This is a genomic window from Paracoccus sp. (in: a-proteobacteria) (genome assembly GCF_030604785.1).
Classification (GTDB): domain Bacteria; phylum Pseudomonadota; class Alphaproteobacteria; order Rhodobacterales; family Rhodobacteraceae; genus Paracoccus.
Genome location: NZ_JAUVVF010000018.1, coordinates 42,581 through 58,476 on the forward strand (window position 1 = coordinate 42,581; position 15,896 = coordinate 58,476).

At 67.6% G+C, this 15,896-nt stretch carries 14 protein-coding genes and 1 tRNA gene; 9 read left to right on the top strand and 6 right to left on the bottom strand.

The window, feature by feature from the left end; translation table 11 throughout:
- Positions 1 to 33 precede the first annotated feature (33 nt).
- On the bottom strand, positions 34 to 780 hold the full coding sequence (locus QAR72_RS07835; RefSeq protein ID WP_304616812.1) for a hypothetical protein: 747 nt from the start codon (positions 778 to 780) through the stop codon (positions 34 to 36).
- Between the two features lie 109 nt (positions 781 to 889).
- Between QAR72_RS07835 and QAR72_RS07840 the strand changes: the two genes are divergently transcribed.
- Both QAR72_RS07840 and mog read left to right on the top strand, forming a co-directional pair.
- Positions 890 to 2,119, top strand: coding sequence for an argininosuccinate synthase (locus tag QAR72_RS07840; protein WP_304616813.1), 1,230 nt, complete (start codon positions 890 to 892; stop codon positions 2,117 to 2,119).
- Positions 2,116 to 2,652 (top strand): molybdopterin adenylyltransferase, encoded by a 537-nt coding sequence (gene mog, locus QAR72_RS07845; RefSeq protein ID WP_304616814.1) that lies wholly within the window; start codon positions 2,116 to 2,118, stop codon positions 2,650 to 2,652. Before QAR72_RS07840 ends, mog begins: the two co-directional genes overlap by 4 nt.
- Here mog and QAR72_RS07850 read toward each other — a convergent pair whose 3' ends face one another.
- Positions 2,653 to 3,513, bottom strand: coding sequence for an N-formylglutamate amidohydrolase (locus QAR72_RS07850; RefSeq protein WP_304616815.1), 861 nt, complete (start codon positions 3,511 to 3,513; stop codon positions 2,653 to 2,655).
- Positions 3,514 to 3,652: 139 nt separating this feature from the next.
- On the opposite strand from QAR72_RS07850, the gene QAR72_RS07855 reads away from it, so the two are divergent.
- From QAR72_RS07855 to rpsO, 4 genes are all read left to right on the top strand, one after another.
- Positions 3,653 to 3,727 (top strand) — tRNA-Val (locus QAR72_RS07855).
- Positions 3,728 to 3,810: 83 nt separating this feature from the next.
- Positions 3,811 to 3,936 (top strand): type B 50S ribosomal protein L36, encoded by a 126-nt coding sequence (gene ykgO, locus QAR72_RS07860; protein WP_042245282.1) that lies wholly within the window; start codon positions 3,811 to 3,813, stop codon positions 3,934 to 3,936.
- A 209-nt stretch (positions 3,937 to 4,145) separates the two neighbouring features.
- Entirely contained in the window at positions 4,146 to 5,057 is a 912-nt protein-coding gene (locus QAR72_RS07865) for a calcium-binding protein (protein ID WP_304616816.1), read from the top strand.
- 141 nt (positions 5,058 to 5,198) lie between these two features.
- A complete protein-coding gene (gene rpsO / locus QAR72_RS07870) occupies positions 5,199 to 5,468 on the top strand; it encodes a 30S ribosomal protein S15 (RefSeq protein WP_304616817.1) in 270 nt (89 codons plus the stop codon).
- Between the two features lie 69 nt (positions 5,469 to 5,537).
- Here rpsO and QAR72_RS07875 read toward each other — a convergent pair whose 3' ends face one another.
- A complete protein-coding gene (locus QAR72_RS07875; RefSeq protein WP_304616818.1) occupies positions 5,538 to 6,338 on the bottom strand; it encodes a formate/nitrite transporter family protein in 801 nt (266 codons plus the stop codon).
- Between the two features lie 220 nt (positions 6,339 to 6,558).
- Here QAR72_RS07875 and pnp point away from each other — a divergent pair, with 220 nt between their 5' ends.
- Positions 6,559 to 8,700 carry a polyribonucleotide nucleotidyltransferase gene (gene pnp, locus QAR72_RS07880; protein ID WP_304616819.1) on the top strand — a complete coding sequence of 714 codons (2,142 nt, stop codon included), beginning with the start codon at positions 6,559 to 6,561 and terminating at the stop codon, positions 8,698 to 8,700.
- A 60-nt stretch (positions 8,701 to 8,760) separates the two neighbouring features.
- Here pnp and clpB read toward each other — a convergent pair whose 3' ends face one another.
- A complete protein-coding gene (gene clpB, locus QAR72_RS07885) occupies positions 8,761 to 11,391 on the bottom strand; it encodes an ATP-dependent chaperone ClpB (protein WP_304616820.1) in 2,631 nt (876 codons plus the stop codon).
- Between the two features lie 159 nt (positions 11,392 to 11,550).
- On the opposite strand from clpB, the gene pyrF reads away from it, so the two are divergent.
- Positions 11,551 to 12,231, top strand: coding sequence for an orotidine-5'-phosphate decarboxylase (gene pyrF, locus QAR72_RS07890; RefSeq protein ID WP_304616821.1), 681 nt, complete (start codon positions 11,551 to 11,553; stop codon positions 12,229 to 12,231).
- Here pyrF and QAR72_RS07895 read toward each other — a convergent pair.
- Both QAR72_RS07895 and QAR72_RS07900 read right to left on the bottom strand, forming a co-directional pair.
- The gene (locus QAR72_RS07895; protein ID WP_304616822.1) at positions 12,228 to 12,947 is read right to left on the bottom strand and encodes an LrgB family protein; all 720 of its coding nucleotides are present in this window, start codon (positions 12,945 to 12,947) and stop codon (positions 12,228 to 12,230) included. The two genes, pyrF and QAR72_RS07895, sit on opposite strands and share 4 nt — an antisense overlap.
- Positions 12,940 to 13,320 (bottom strand): CidA/LrgA family protein, encoded by a 381-nt coding sequence (locus QAR72_RS07900; protein WP_304616823.1) that lies wholly within the window; start codon positions 13,318 to 13,320, stop codon positions 12,940 to 12,942. Before QAR72_RS07900 ends, QAR72_RS07895 begins: the two co-directional genes overlap by 8 nt.
- A gap of 182 nt (positions 13,321 to 13,502) precedes the next feature.
- Here QAR72_RS07900 and QAR72_RS07905 point away from each other — a divergent pair.
- Positions 13,503 to 15,896 (top strand): AAA family ATPase (locus tag QAR72_RS07905; RefSeq protein WP_304616824.1); only part of this gene is annotated, 2,394 nt, incomplete at its 3' end.

Genomic DNA, 15,896 nt, shown 5'->3' on the forward strand with positions numbered 1-15,896 from the left:
CCCATGCCGCGAAATGTGCGAGCTGGCAAGGGTTCAGCGCAGCGCACGCCCCTCGACGAAATGGCCCCAGAGCGTGGTCACGACCGACAACTGGAACAATCCGGCAAGCCAAAGCCACACCAGCGTGATGGCCGTGCCGCCAAGGCTGCCAGGCACCACGCGCTCGATGATCGCCACCGGCAGGTTGTGAATCACAGACATGACGAAAGCGATCACCAAAATGCAGCCGAGGCGCCCTTTTGTGGCATCCCAGGCGGTGCGGATCGGGCGCGACTGGCCGATGGCGGCGCCAGGCAGGGCGATGGACAGCCTCAGTGTGAACGCCATGAACAGCATCACCAGCGGAATCCCGACGAGGAACATGCCAAGGCCCAGCCCTCCGGATCGCGCTGAAAAGACGATGCCGACCAGGATCGCGCCAGCGAAAAGCGTCGGCACAATGATCAAGAGCATCAGCAGCCCGGTCCCGACATAGCGGAGGACAGCGCTCCGTTGCTCTGCGCCCAGGAGCCGTGGCGGTTCTTCGATCAGGACATAACGATGCCAGGCCACGGCCATCGCCAAAAATGGCACAATCGCGGCAAGGATGCCGAGCCACATGACGAAATTCACCGCAGCAGGGCCGGCACTGGTCCGCATAGCCATCGCAACCGACGCGCCGAATGTCACAGCAAATATGGCCGCAGAGACAAGGAACGACGGCACGGCCAGACGCATCATTGCGCGCCGGTTGCCCTTAAGCTGCCGCAGCGCATGGGCCAGAATTGAAAAAGCCAGCATTGAATGCTCCCATGGAAATCGCGCGCACCCTTATTCGATTCGGCCCACACCCTTGTGACAACGCGAAAACCACCGTATTCCCCCGGAAACTTCGACAAGGGGTCACCGCATGTCCGACGCGCCGAAAAAAGTCGTCCTCGCCTATTCGGGGGGGCTTGATACCTCGATCATCCTGAAATGGCTGCAGACCGAATACGGCTGCGAGGTGGTGACCTTCACCGCCGATCTGGGCCAGGGCGAGGAACTGGAGCCGGCGCGCCAGAAGGCCCTGATGCTGGGCATCAAGCCCGAGAACGTCCACATCGTGGACGTGCGCGAGGAATTCGTGCGCGACTTCGTCTTCCCGATGTTCCGGGCCAACGCGCTCTACGAGGGGCTCTATCTGCTGGGCACCTCGATCGCGCGGCCGCTGATCTCGCAGCATCTGGTGCGGATCGCGCAGGAATCGGGCGCGGATGCGGTGGCGCATGGCGCGACCGGCAAGGGCAACGACCAGGTCCGCTTCGAGCTCAGCGCCTATGCGCTGGATCCCTCGATCAAGGTGATCGCGCCCTGGCGGGAATGGGACCTGACCAGCCGCACCAAGCTGATCGAGTTCGCCGAGAAAAACCAGATCCCCATCGCCAAGGACAAGCGCGGCGAGGCGCCGTTCAGCGTGGACGCGAACCTGCTGCACACCTCGTCCGAGGGCAAGGCGCTGGAGAACCCGGCCGAGGCCGCGCCGGACTATGTCTATCAGCGCACGGTGAACCCCGAGGACGCCCCCGATCAGCCCGAATTCATCGAGATCGGCTTCGAGCGCGGCGACGCGGTGTCGATCGACGGCGAGGCCCTGTCGCCCGCCACGATCCTCACGCGCCTGAACGAGCTGGGCGGCAAGCACGGCATCGGGCGTCTGGATTTCGTCGAGAACCGCTTCGTCGGCATGAAGTCGCGCGGCATCTACGAGACGCCGGGCGGCACGATTCTGCTCGAGGCCCATCGCGGGATCGAGCAGATCACGCTGGATGCGGGCGCGGGGCACCTCAAGGATTCGATCATGCCGCGCTATGCCGAGCTGATCTACAACGGCTTCTGGTTCAGCCCCGAGCGCGAGATGCTGCAGGCCCTGATCGACAAGAGCCAGGAGCACGTGACCGGCACGGTCCGGCTGAAGCTCTACAAAGGCTTGGCAAGCTGTGTGGGCCGCTGGTCGGATCATTCGCTCTACAGTGAGGCGCATGTCACCTTCGAGGACGATGCCGGCGCCTACGACCAGAAGGACGCGGCGGGCTTCATCCGCCTGAACGCGCTGCGCCTGAAGCTGATCGCGAACCGCAACGCGCGCGTCGCGAAATGACGGACGGGGCCGCCCGCATCGCCATCGTGACCGTCAGCGACCGGGCGTCGCGGGGGGAATACGAGGACAACGGCGGCCCCGGCGCCGAGGATTGGCTGCGGGGTGTCATCACCTCGCCCGTGATCATCGAGCGCCACATCATCCCCGACGGCCGCGAAGGGGTCGCGGCCACCCTGCGCGATCTGGCCGACGGGGGCGCGGATCTGATCCTTGTCACCGGCGGCACCGGGCCTGCGCCGCGCGACCTGACGCCCGAGGCCGTGGCCGATGTCATGGACAAGGAACTGCCCGGCTTTGGCGAAGAGATGCGCCGCGCCTCGCTGCGCGAGGTGCCGACCGCGATCCTGTCGCGCCAGACCGCGGCGATTCGCGGGCGCAGCCTGATCATCACCATCCCCGGCAAGCCGTCGGCCATCGCGACCTGCCTGGATGCGGTCTTTGCCGCCGTGCCCTATTGCCTTGACCTGATCGGCGCCGCGAGGATCGAGACCGACCCGGCCCGGATCAAGGCGTTCCGGCCCAAGGGCGCCTGATCACTCGGCCGCGATCGCGTCCTGCTCGTCGGCGTCGAGGCGCGAGAGGTCGCGGATCACGCGGCGCATCCTTGCGGCGAAATCGTCGAAATCGGGGCGCGGCAGGATCGTCTTTTCATCCATGTAGAGCGAGCGGTCGATCTCGAGCTGGACGACATGCACGTTCTGGCTGGGCCGCCCGTAGGCGGCGCAGATATAGGCGCCCGAAAAGGGCGAGTTCCGCCGGATGCGCCAGCCCTGTGATTCGACCGCCGCGCAGACCGCGTCGGTCACCCGCGCCGAGGCCGACAGGCCGTGGCGGTTGCCCAGCACCATGTCGGGACGCGAGCCCTGCAGATGGGCCAGCGCGTCATGAGGCATGGAATGCATGTCGATCAGGATGGCGCGGCCGAATCGCTTGCGCGCCTCGGAGATCAGCGAGGTCAGGGCCTGGTGATAGGGCTGCCAGCAGGTCTCGATCCGGCGCTCGGCCTCGGCGCGGTCGATGGGCCGCTCGTGGATGGCGCGCCCCTGCGAGACGACGCGGGGAATCACCCCAAGCCCGGCCAGCGTGCGCTGGTTCAGCGGATGGCGCGGCACGCCGCGCACGACCAGCGGGTCGATCTCGTCCGTGCCGCGATTGAGATCCACGATGCAGCGCGGCACCAGCGAACACAGCGAAACCGCGCCGAAATCGGGGGCGCAGGCGATCAGGCGGTCCACGAAGGCATCTTCGGACGACCGCAGCGCGTGAATCGGCAACCGCGTGCCACGCAGGAACCAGTCGGGATAATGGCAACCCGAATGGGGCGAAGCGAAGATCACTCCGGCCTTCCAGCGGTCGGGTCGATTCAGCAGGAATGGCAGCTCGGCCTGGGACAAGGGTCTCTTCCGACGGTGATCCGTAAATGTTTATAGACCGGAAAAACATGTTGCCGATAGGTCTTGAATCCCCCTTGGGGCCTCTGTATAGGATCGCCAACCACGAGGGAGAGGGCCGATCGCCCTGGAACTCGAGGACGGGCGGTTAGCTCAGCGGTAGAGCACTACGTTGACATCGTAGTGGCCACTGGTTCGATCCCAGTACCGCCCACCATTCTTTCGCCGCCCCCGGCCGGTTGTCGGGGGTATTTCGTTTTCAAGGCGGCAGCGCAGCGGCCGCGACGATGGAGAAGACCGATGAAGGTTCGCAACTCGCTCCGCTCGCTCAAGAGCCGGCACCGCGACTGTCAGGTTGTGCGCCGCAAGGGCCGCATCTACGTGATCAACAAGACCAATCGCCGTTTCAAGGCCCGTCAGGGCTGAGGATGGTCCTGCCGGGGATGCCCGGCAGATCACGGACGAAAAGAACCCGCCGCAGCAATGCGGCGGGTTTTTTCGTGCCAAGCGGCAGAGCGACCGGCGCTGGTTAAGGTTTTCTTAAGTTTGCAGCTTCGCGGGCCTGCGGGCTGGTCTATGCTGTGACAGGCCGCGCGTTGCGGCTGTTGCTCTGTCCTGTGGTGAAGGGTCCGCGAATGTTGCTCATCGGCAGTCTGATCGGTCTTGTCCTGGCGGCGTTCGTCATGGAATCCGGCCAGTCCGGCGACGAGGACACCAGCGACGACGATGCCCTGACCCCCGATCCCGACGACGCAGAGCGTCCGCCGGTCATGCCCGGACCGGACGGAACGCCGACGGTGCCACGGCAGATCGTCGGGGATGACGATGGCGACACGCTGATGGGCGGGGCGGGCGATGACGTGATTCGCGGCGGCGCCGGGATGGACGACCTGCGCGGCGGTCTGGGCGCGGACACGATCCATGGCGGCGGCGGCGATGACTGGATCCAGGGCGATGCGGCCTATGGCGAGGGTGGCGACGACGTCATCTTCGGCGGTGACGGCAACGACCATCTGAACGGGCAGGGCGGCGACGACCTGATCTATGGAGACGAGGGCGACGACACGATCTTTGGCGGCGAGGGAAACGACACGCTGTTCGGCGGGCCGGGCAATGACTGGCTGTCGGGCAATGACGGCGACGACGTGCTGGTCTCGACCGAGGGGTCCGACGATCTGGATGGAGGGCGCGGCAATGATGTGCTGATCGGCCATGACGGTCCCGAGACCGTCTGGATGAACGGGGGCGAGGGCGACGACACGCTGATGCCCGGCGCGCATGACTTCGCCTCGGGGAATGCGGGGGCCGACACCTTCGTGCTGCGCCAGATCCCGCAGGGCATGCCGACCATCGCCGATTATGACGCAGCCGAAGACCAGATCCACCTGCACCTGTCCGAGACGATCGCGCCCACCGCGCAGCTGACCCTGAGGCAGGATCTGGACGGAACCTACCTGCTGGAGGTCAACGGCCAGTCCGTCGGGCGCCTGTTGCAGCATGGCGGCCTGAGGCTGGAAGACATCCGCATCGTCGCGGTGCGCGACTGACGCCGGTCCGGGGGCTTTTCTTTCAGGTGATTCTCGGTTATCTGCGCGCATCCTGCCGCCCTGACGGGCCGGGAACCAAGTGGCCTGTGCTGGACGACATCCCGGCCTGCGCCTTGACCCTAGATCCGAAAGGAGTACCCGATGTCGATCACTGTTGAAGAAAAAGCCCGCGTCATCAAGGAATTCGGCACCAAGGAAGGCGATACCGGTTCGCCCGAGGTGCAGGTCGCGATCCTCAGCTCGCGCATCGCCACCCTGACCGAGCATTTCAAGACGCACAAGAAAGACAACCATTCGCGTCGTGGTCTGCTGAAGCTGGTCGCGCAGCGCCGCAAGCTGCTGGACTATCTGAAAGCCAAGGAAGAAGCGCGCTACACCGCGCTGATCGCCAAGCTGGGCCTGCGCCGCTGATCCGGCGCGCCTGACGCGACAGACAGAACGCCCGCGGCCCCTGTGCTGCGGGCGTTTTCCGTTTTGCGCCTAGTCGCGCAGATAGGCGAACCAGTAGGCCAGCGCGATGGCCGCGCCGCCGATCAGGTTGCCGATGGTCGCAGCGACCAGATTGGCCAGCACGCCCGACGCGGTGATGGCCGCGCCCGCGCCCTCGGTCACGGCCTGCACCATCCACGCATAGGGCAGCAGATACATGTTTGCGACCGAATGCTCGAACCCGGCGGCGACGAAGGCGGCGATTGGCAGGGTCAGGCCTGCCAGCTTCTGCGTCACCGTCTTGCCGCCATAGGCCAGCCAGACCGCAAGGCAGACCAGCATGTTCGCAAGGATGCCGCTGGCCAGCATCGCGCCAAATCCCTGATCGGTCTTGGTCGCGCCCAGATCCAGCGCGGCGCGGCCCACGGCGCCCTCGCCGGCCTCGTGCAGGCCGGCTGCCAGAACCAGCAGTGCCAGCAGGACCGAGCCCGCGAAATTCGCCGCATAGACCACCGCCAGCGCCGCCGCCGCCCGCCCGGGCGCGACCTCGCCCGCCGCGACCGGCCCCGCCATCAGCGTGTTGCCGGTGAACAATTCGGCCCCGCCGATCATCACCAGCGCAAGGCCCATGGCAAAGACCAGCCCCGCCAGCACCTGGCCCACGCCGAAGGGCATCGCCTCGGCCCCGGCCAGCGCGATGATGGCGAACAGCCCGCCCAGACCGATATAGACCCCCGCCAGCACGCCCAGCATCATGCGCGGGCCATTCGCCAGATGCGCCTTGTCCTTCAGTGCGGCAAAGACCGTGGCGGCCAGATCGGGCGGTTCGGGCAGGGTCGGCGTGTCGGTCATCGCGGGCTCCTCGGCAGGGTCTGAGCCTTGGTAAGACGCGGAAGGCGCAGAGTGTTCCCGGCGCGCCCCTTCCCAACTGGCCCGATTTCCTGTATGTCGCCGGAATCTGTGACGTGACGCTTCGACCCCGGCGGACGCGAGAGGATTGGGGTCGGCGGCAATGGGGCCGCCATATGACACGGGATGACCGGAGGGCCGGACCATCCCAAGAGGACATCAGATGTTTGACGAAGTGAAGAAATCGATCCAGTGGGGCCAGGAAACGCTCACGCTGGAAACGGGCAAGGTTGCCCGTCAGGCCGACGGCAGCGTCATCGCCACCCTGGGCGAGACCAGCGTCATGGCCAACGTCACCTTCGCGAAGGAACCCAAGCCCGGGCAGGACTTCTTCCCGCTGACGGTTCACTATCAGGAAAAATACTACGCCGCCGGCAAGGTGCCCGGCGGTTTCTTCAAGCGCGAGGCGCGCCCGACCGAGAAAGAGACGCTGACCGCGCGTCTGATCGACCGTCCCTGCCGCCCGCTGTTCGCGCCGGGCTTCAAGAACGAAGTCCTGGTCATGTGCACCGTGCTGTCGCACGACCTGGTCAACGACCCGGACATCGTGGCGATGATCGCCGCCTCGGCCGCGCTGACCATCTCGGGCGTGCCGTTCATGGGTCCGATCGGCGCCGCGCGCGTGGGCTTCTCGAACGGCGAATATGTGCTGAACCCCGAGGTTCAGGACATGGACCAGCTTCGCTCGAACCCCGAGCAGCGTCTGGACTTGGTCGTCGCCGGCACGAAAGATGCCGTGATGATGGTCGAATCGGAAGCCTATGAGCTGACCGAGGAAGAGATGCTGGGCGCCGTGAAGTTCGGCCACGAGGCGATGCAGCCCGTGATCGACCTGATCATCGAACTGGCCGAAGCCGCCGCCAAAGAGCCCTTTGACTTCCAGTCGCCCGATTACAGCGAGATCTATGCCCGCGTGAAGGCTCTGGGCGAGACCGAGATGCGCGCGGCTTACGCGATCCGCGACAAGTCGGCCCGTCAGGATGCCGTTGCTGCGGCCAAGGCGACCGTCAAGGCCGGCCTGACCGAAGAGCAGCTGGCCGATCCGAACCTTGGCTCGGCGCTCAAGAAGCTGGAATCCGACATCCTGCGCGGCGACATCATCAACGGTGGCGCGCGCATCGACGGCCGTGACAACAAGACCGTCCGCCCGATCGTCAGCGAAGTCGGGATCCTGCCGCGCACCCACGGCTCGGCCCTCTTCACGCGCGGCGAGACGCAGGCGCTGGTCGTGACCACGCTCGGCACAGGCGACGATGAGCAGATCATCGACGCGCTGCACGGCAACTTCCGTTCGAACTTCCTGCTGCACTACAACTTCCCGCCCTATTCGGTCGGTGAGGTTGGCCGCGTGGGCTCGCCCGGTCGCCGCGAGATCGGCCACGGCAAGCTCGCATGGCGCGCGCTGCAGGCGGTGCTCCCGGCGCCGACCGACTTCCCCTACACGATCCGCGTCGTGTCCGAGATCACGGAATCGAACGGCTCGTCCTCGATGGCCTCGGTCTGCGGCGGTTCGCTGTCGATGATGGATGCGGGCGTTCCGCTGAAGGCGCCGGTGGCCGGCGTCGCGATGGGTCTGATCCTGGAAGATGACGGCCGCTTTGCGGTGCTGACGGACATCCTGGGCGACGAGGATCACTTGGGCGACATGGACTTCAAGGTGGCGGGGACCGAAAACGGGATCACGTCGCTGCAGATGGACATCAAGGTCCAGGGCATCACGCCCGCGATCATGGAGCAGGCCCTGGCGCAAGCCAAGGACGGCCGTCTGCACATCCTCTCGGAGATGGCCAAGGCCCTGACCGAAGGCCGTCGCGAGTTCAGCGCACACGCTCCGCGCATCGAGACGATGCAGATCCCGACCGACAAGATCCGCGAAGTGATCGGTTCGGGCGGCAAGGTGATCCGCGAGATCGTCGAGGTCTCGGGTGCCAAGGTCGACATCAACGACGATGGCGTGATCAAGATCGCCTCGGCCAATGGCGAGTCGATCAAGAAGGCCTATGACATGATCTACTCGATCGTGGCCGAGCCGGAAGAAGGCAAGGTCTATACCGGCAAGGTCGTGAAGCTGGTCGATTTCGGCGCCTTCGTGAACTTCTTCGGCAAGCGCGACGGGTTGGTCCATGTCAGCCAGATCGCCAACCGCCGCCTGACCCACCCGAACGAGATCCTCAAAGAGGGTCAAGAGGTGAAGGTCAAGCTGCTGGGCTTCGACGATCGCGGCAAGGTCCGTCTGGGCATGAAGATGGTCGATCAGGAAACCGGCGAGGAAATCGTCGAGAAGAAAGAAGAAACCGCCGAGTGATCGGTTGTTTCTGAAAGGAAAGGCCCCGCTATTGCGGGGCCTTTTTTCGTTTGCAGGGGGTCAATGCACCGGCACATCCGGGCGCGGACCCTCGCCCACCGCCCCCAGCCGGTCGCCCGCCTTGCCCACGCGGTTGCCCACGATCAGCCCGTCCGGCCCCGCCGTGACCTTGACGACGCTGCCGTCCAGCACCTCGCCCGACAGCAGCAGCTCCGCCAGCGGGTCCTGCAGCGCGCGCTGGATCACCCGCTTCAGCGGGCGTGCGCCAAAGACCGGGTCGTAGCCCTGATCGGCTAGCCACATCCGCGCCGCATCGTCCAGATCCAGCGTGATCTTGCGCCCGGCCAGCCGCTTTTCCAGCCGCGCAAGCTGGATCTGCACGATCCCGTCCATGTTCGACCGCGACAGGCGGCGGAAGATGATGATCTCGTCCAGACGGTTCAGGAATTCGGGGCGGAAATGCGCCCGCACCGCCTCCATCACCTGATGGCGCGCATCGCTGGCATCGGCCTCTTCGGGCAGATGCGACAGCGCCTGCGATCCGAGGTTCGAGGTCAGGATGATCAGCGTCTGCTTGAAGTCCACGGTCCGGCCCTGGCCGTCGGTCAGCACCCCGTCATCCAGCACCTGCAACAGCACGTTGAAGACATCGGGATGCGCCTTTTCGACCTCGTCGAACAGGATCACCTGATAAGGCCTGCGGCGCACGGCCTCGGTCAGGACGCCGCCCTCGTCATAGCCGACATAGCCCGGAGGCGCGCCGATCAGCCGTGCCACGGAATGCTTTTCCATGAACTCGGACATGTCGATGCGGACCATCGCGCCGTCATCGTCGAACATGTATTCGGCCAGGGCCTTGGTCAGCTCGGTCTTGCCGACACCGGTCGGGCCCAGGAACAGGAAGCTGCCAAGCGGCCGGTTCTCGTCGTTCAGGCCCGCCCGTGCGCGGCGCACCGCGTTCGAGACGGCGGTGACCGCCTCGGCCTGCCCGATCACGCGGCGGCCGATCTGCTGTTCCATCTTCAACAGCTTGTCGCGCTCGCCCTCCAGCATCTTGGCGGTGGGGATGCCCGTCCAGCGTTCGACCACCTCGGCGATCTGCTCGGGGCGCACGGCCTCCTCGACCATCAGCGATTCGCCGTCGGCCTGCTCGAGCTGCTTTTCCAGCCCCGGGATGATGCCGTAGGACAGCTCGCCCGCCCGCGCCAGATTGCCCTCGCGCTTGGCCTGGTCCAGCTCGGCCCGCGCACGGTCCAGCTGCTCCTTAAGGGTCCGCGAACCCTCCAGCCGGTCGCGTTCGGCCTGCCAGCGGGCGGTCATCGCGGCGCTCTGCTGCTGCAGGTCCGAGAGGTCCTTTTCCAGCCGTTCCAGCCGGTCCTTGCTGGCCGCGTCGTCTTCCTTCTTAAGGGCCTCGGCCTCGATCTGCATCTGCAGGATCTGACGGTCCAGCTGGTCCAGTTCCTCGGGCTTGCTGTCGACCTCCATCCGCAACCGGCTGGCGGCCTCGTCCACAAGGTCGATCGCCTTGTCGGGCAGGAAGCGGTCGGTGATGTAGCGGTGGCTCAGCTGCGCGGCGGCGACCAGTGCCGCATCGCTGATGCGGACGCCGTGGTGCAGTTCGTATTTTTCCTTGATGCCGCGCAGGATGCTGATCGTGTCCTCGACGGTGGGCTCCTCGACCAGAACCGGCTGGAAGCGCCGGGCAAGGGCCGCGTCCTTTTCGATATACTTGCGGTATTCGTCCAGCGTCGTGGCGCCCACGCAATGCAGCTCGCCCCGCGCCAGCGCGGGCTTGATCAGGTTTGCGGCATCCATCGCGCCTTCGGACTTGCCGGCGCCGACCAGCGTGTGCAGCTCGTCGATGAACAGCACGATCTCGCCGGCTGCGGTCTCGATCTCCTTCAGGATGGATTTCAGCCGTTCCTCGAACTCGCCGCGATACTTGGCACCGGCGATCAGCGCGCCCATGTCCAGCGCCATCAGCCGCTTGTCGCGCAGGCTCTCGGGCACGTCGCCGTTCACGATCCGCAGGGCAAGGCCCTCGGCGATGGCGGTCTTGCCGACGCCGGGTTCACCGATCAGGACGGGGTTGTTCTTGGTGCGGCGCGACAGGACCTGCATGGCGCGGCGGATTTCCTCGTCGCGACCGATGATCGGGTCGATCTTGCCGTCCCGCGCCGCCGCCGTCAGGTCGCGGGCATATTTCTCAAGCGCCTCGTAGCTGTCCTCGGCGGAGGCGCTGTCGGCGGTGCGGCCCTTGCGGATGTCGTTGATCGCCGCATTCAGCGCCTGCGCGTTCACGGCGCCCGCCGTCAGAGCGTCGCGGGCATTCGTGTTCACCAGCGCCAATGCCATCAGCATCCGCTCGGCCGGGACGAAGCTATCGCCGGCCTTTTTCGCGACCTGCTCGGCCTCGTCCAGAACGCGCACGAGGGCGGGGTCGATATAGACCTGCCCGCCGCCGCCGGTGACGCGGGGCAGCTTGGCCACGGCCTGATCTACGGCCTCCTTGACGCGGCGGGCATCGCCGCCCGCGCGGGTGATGAGGTTCGAGGCGAGGCCCTGATCGTCATCCATCAGCGCCTTCAGCAGATGCTCGGGCATCACGCGCTGCTGATTCTCGCGGATCGCGATGGTCTGTGCGGCCTGGATGAAGCCGCGCGACCGCTCCGTGAACTTGTCCATGTTCATCGGGTCACTCCTTTCGCTAAGCCCCCGGGTCGCGGGCGCCCGTTCGCGGCACGCCCCCATCCGGGTCTGATGAACCAGATTTGGGTGCTTTGCGGCGGCTTTCAAGCGCCCGGCTCGCATGTCATAAGGCGCCGATTTCGATGACAGGAGAAACGGGCGATGGATGACCGGCTGATCGTGGCGCTGGATGTGCCGAATGCCGTGGCGGGGCTGGATCTGGCCGGGCGTCTGGGTGATGCCGTGGGCTTCTACAAGATCGGGCTGGGCATGCTGACCGGCGGCGGCCTCGCGCTTGCGCGCGAGCTGAAGGACGAACACGGCAAGCGCATCTTCCTGGACATGAAGCTCTTTGACATCGGCGCCACGGTCGAGGCCGCCGTGCGCGGGCTGGCGCAGTTCGATCTGGATTTCCTGACCGTCCACGGCGATCCGCATGTGGTTGCGGCCGCCAAGCAGGGCGCGGCGGGAACGGGGTTGAAAATCCTGGGCGTGACGATCCTGACCTCGCTGGACCGGGCGGATCTGGATGCCGGGCTGATCCGTGCGGGCGATCTGCACGAGATCACGGTTGAACGTGCCGCCCGCGCCTTCGAGGCGGGCGCCGACGGCATCATCTGTTCCCCGCGCGAGGCAGCTGCGATCCGTGCCTTGCCGGGATCGGGGCTGATCGTGACGCCCGGCGTGCGGCCCGCAGGTGCGGCCCGTGGCGATCAGAAGCGGGTCGAGACGCCCGCCGCCGCGCTGCAGGCCGGCGCCGACCACATTGTCGTGGGGCGCCCGATCTGGCAGGCCCCGGACCCTCGGGCCGCCGCTCAGGCAATCCTGTCCGAGATCGGCTAACCCGCAAACAGCCGCAGCGCGAGGGGCGCGATGATCGCGGCCAGCACCGCGTTCAGCCCCATGCCGATGCCGGAAAAGGCGCCCGCCGTGGGGTTCACCTGAAAGGCGCGCGCCGTGCCGATGCCGTGGGCGGCCACGCCCACCGCAAAGCCGCGCGCCCGCCAGTCGCGGATCTTCAGCGCGTTCAGCATCGGCGTCACGATGATCGCGCCGAAGATGCCCGTCAGCAGCACAAGCGCCGCCGTCAGGGTGGGCTGGCCCCCCAGCCGCTCGGCGATGCCGATGGCGACGGGTGCGGTCGTCGATTTGGGCGCCAGTGAGGCCAGGACGCCGCCCTCGATCCCGAAGGCCCGCGCGATGGCCAGCGCCGAGATCACAGCGACACTCGATCCCGCCAGCAGTCCCGCAAGCATCGGCAGGGCGGCGCGGCGGATGCGGGGCAGGTTGTCGTAAAGCGGCAGCGCCAGCGCGACGGTGGCGGGGCCAAGCATGAAATGGACGAATTGCGCGCCCCCGAAATAGGTCGCGTAATCGGTGCCGGTCAGCCACAGCAGCACCGCCAGCAGCGCGACTGCGACCAGAACCGGGTTGGCGATGCTGCGCCGCCCCGCCGCGCGAAAGACCGCGTCGCCCGCCAGATAGGCCAGCAGCGTCGCGGTCAGCCACAGAAGCGGCCCCTGCGCCAGATAGGACCAGATCAGTGCCGGATCACTCACGTCCCTGATCCTTCAGCGCCTGCGGTTCCTCGGTTCCGGTCAGGCGGGCGACGGCGGTGAAGGCCAGCGCTCCCGCCGCGATGGCCAGCGCGGTCGAGCCCATCAGCGCGACCGCCAGCCCCAGCCCGTGGCTTTGCAGCACGTCCCAATGCGCGACCACGCCGACGCCAGCGGGCACGAAGAACAGCGACAGATGCGCCAAGAGGCCCTGCGCGGTGGGCCGGATCGCCTCGGCCAGGCCGGGGCGCAGCAGGCAGGCCAAGACCAGCGCCACCAGCCCGACCACCGGGCCGGGCAGCGGCAGGGCCAGCGCGCGCGAGGCGATCTCACCGCCAAGCTGGAAGGTCAGGATCAGGGCGAGAACGCGGATCATGCGCGCAGAGTAGCGCCCCGCGCCCCACCGCGCCAGAGGGGGCCAAGGCCGCATCTTGTGGATAAGTCCGGCCTCGGCCTCGACATCTAGCGGGTCGGTTGACTTGGGCGGCCCCTGCGGGGACAATCCGCCATTGCCCGAATCTGGCCGCGTCCCGGCCACCCGATCTGACGGACCCGACCTTGCGCTTTGACCGCCTGCGCCTGAATGGCTTCAAAAGCTTCGTGGACCCGACCGATCTGGTCATCCGCGAGGGTCTGACGGGCGTGGTCGGCCCCAATGGCTGCGGCAAGTCCAACCTGCTGGAGGCCCTGCGTTGGGTCATGGGCGAGAACCGCCCCACCGCCATGCGCGGCGACGGGATGGAGGACGTGATCTTCGCCGGCACCACGCGGCGCAGCGCCCGCGCCCATGCCGAGGTCTCGCTGACGATCGACAACCGTGACCGGCTGGCGCCTGCGGGTTTCAACGACGAGGATCAGTTCGACATCACCCGCCGCATCACCCGCGACGCGGGCAGCGCCTACAAGATCGCGGGCAAGGATGTCCGGGCCCGCGACGTGCAGATGCTGTTCGCGGATGCCTCGACCGGGGCGCACAGCCCGGCCTTGGTGCGGCAGGGGCAGATCAGCGAATTGATCAGCGCCAAGCCCAAGGCCCGGCGCCGCATCCTTGAAGAGGCCGCGGGGATTTCCGGCCTCTATGCCCGCCGCCACGAGGCCGAGTTGAAGCTGAACGGGGCCGAGGCGAACCTGACGCGGGTGGACGATACGCTGGACCAGCTATCCGCCCAGGCCGCCACCTTGGCCCGTCAGGCGCGGGCGGCGGCGCGCTACCGCGAGATCGGCGCGGCTTTGCGGCTGGCCGAGGGCGTGCTGCTCTATCGCCGCTGGTCGGATGCCGAGGCCGCGCGTCTGGCTGCTGCCGAGGCTCTGGCACAGGCGATCCGCGCCGCGCAGGAGGCAGGCTCCGCCGCGACCGAGGCCGAGGAACGCCGCGCCGAGGCCGAGGACGGCCTGCCTGCCCTGCGCGACGAGGACCAGATCGCCGCTGCCCTGTTGCAACGCGTGCAGGTCGAACAGGAAAGCCTGACCGAGGCCGAGACCCGCGCAGGGGACGCGATCCGCGCCCTGACCGCCCGCATCGCTCAGCTTGACCGCGACATCGACCGCGAAGAGGTGCTGAACCGCGACGCGGTCGAGGTCGTCGCCCGTCTGGCCTGGGAAAAGGCCGAGCTTGAGAAGGCCGGGCAGGGGCATGAGGCCCGGCTTGAGGCTGCCTCCGAGGCCGCCGAAGCCGCATCCGACGCGCTGCGCGAGGTCGAGGCGCGTCTGGCCGAACTGACCGACGAGGCCGCGCGTCTGGCCGCCCGCCACCAATCCGCCGAGCGACTGGCCCATGACCTGCGCGCGATGATGCAGCGCGCCGAGCGCGCCGCCTCCGAGGCCGACGAGGCCGTCGCCGCCGCCGATGCGGCGGGCGAGGCCGCCAGCGCCGCGCTGGATCAGGCCGATGCCGCGCAGGATCAGGCCCGCGACCGCGCACTGGCCGCCGAGGACGCGCTGTCCGATGCCGAGGCAGCCCGCGCCGCGCTGGAAGCCGCCGAGGCCGCCGCCCGCGCCGCCCGGTCCGAGGCCGAGGGCGAGGCCGCCGCCCTCGCCGCCGAGATGGCCGCCCTGCGCCGTCTGGTCGAACGCGGCCAGTCGGGCGGTGCCACGATCCTTGACCATGTGCAGGTCGCGCGAGGCTACGAGGCCGCCTTTGGCGCGGCTTTTGGCGACGACTTGTCGCTGCCGCTGACCGATGCGGGCAGTGGCTGGCATGACCTGCCCGACCTGCCCTCGGCACCCCTGCCCAAGGGTGCCGACCCGCTGGCCCCTCATGTGCGCGCGCCCGCCGCCCTTACCCGCCGCCTGTCGCGAATTGCTCTGGTTCCCGATGCGGCCCGCGCAGCGGCGTTGCAGGGTGCCTTGCAGCCCGGCCAGCGTCTGGTGACGCCCGCCGGTGATCTGTTCCGGTGGGACGGGGTGCGGGTCATGGCGGGGGATGCGTCCTCCTCGGCCGCGCTGCATCTGCAAAAGGTCAACGAATTGGCCGAGATCGCCGGGCAGGCCGAGGCCGCCCGCGCCCGCGCCGACGAGGCGACCGAGCGTCATGACGCTGCTCGCGCCGCCCTGCAGGACGCCGCCGAGGCCGAGAAATCCGCCCGCGATGCGCGGCGCGAGGCTGAACGCCTGCTGTCGGATGCCGTGCGCGCCGCGACCCGCGCCGAATCGGATCTGGCGCTGGCCAGCAGCCGCGCCGAGGCCGCGCGCGCCGAACTGGCCCGCCACCGCGCCGATGCCGATGATGCCGGCGCCCGCCTGGCCGAGGCCGAGGACCAGCTGGCCGCCTTGCCCGACCGTGCCGATGCGGCGGCGGCGCTTGAACATGCCCGCACCGGGGTCGAGGCCGCGCGCATCGCCACCATGACCCGCCGCGCCGCGCTGGACGAGATCCGGCGCGAGGCGCAGGCCCGCACCAAGCGCCTGCAGGAAATCGCCAAGGAGGAATCCGGCTGGCGGCTGCGTCTGGAA